This window comes from Acinetobacter sp. 1000160, assembly GCF_000588715.1.
Lineage (GTDB): Bacteria > Pseudomonadota > Gammaproteobacteria > Pseudomonadales > Moraxellaceae > Acinetobacter > Acinetobacter courvalinii.
In genome coordinates this window covers 1-774 of sequence record NZ_JFWP02000030.1, presented here as the reverse complement: position 1 = coordinate 774, position 774 = coordinate 1, and the positions used below count along the sequence as shown (strand labels likewise).

Here is a 774-nt window from a genome sequence, read left to right as displayed (position 1 = left end):
CGGTGGTGACGGCGGCCCTCTAGGCGCAATTACAGGCATCATCGGTGGCATCACGGGTGGTATCGGTGGCGGTGAAGGCGGTCCGTTAGGTGCTATCACAGGCATTATCGGTGGCATTACGGGTGGTATCGGTGGTGGTGAAGGCGGTCCTTTAGGTTCGATCACTGACATCATCGGTGGCATTACCGGTGGTATCGGTGGTGGCGAAGGCGGTCCTTTAGGTTCGATCACTGACATCATCGGTGGCATTACCGGTGGTATCGGTGGTGGCGAAGGCGGTCCTTTAGGTTCGATCACTGACATCATCGGTGGCATTACCGGTGGTATCGGTGGTGGCGAAGGCGGTCCTTTAGGTTCGATCACTGACATCATCGGTGGCATTACCGGTGGTATCGGTGGTGGCGAAGGCGGTCCTTTAGGTTCGATCACTGACATCATCGGTGGCATTACCGGTGGTATCGGTGGTGGCGAAGGCGGTCCTTTAGGTTCGATCACTGACATCATCGGTGGCATTACCGGTGGTATCGGTGGTGGCGAAGGCGGTCCTTTAGGTGCAATCACTGACATTATCGGTGGCATTACTGGTGGTATCGGTGGTGGTGAAGGCGGTCCTTTAGGTGCAATCACAGGCATCATCGGTGGCATTACCGGTGGTATCGGTGGTGGTGAAGGCAGTCCTCTCGGTTCAATCACAGACATCATCGGCGGTATTACGGGCGGTATCGGTGGCGGTGACGGCGGGCCTTTAGGCTCAATCACTGACATTATCGGTGG

Annotated in this window: 1 pseudogene; it reads left to right on the top strand. The window is 56.6% G+C overall.

Annotation, left to right across the window (positions count from 1 at the left end):
• Window positions 1–774 (top strand): annotated as a pseudogene (locus J699_RS00055) (hypothetical protein); the annotation flags it as partial.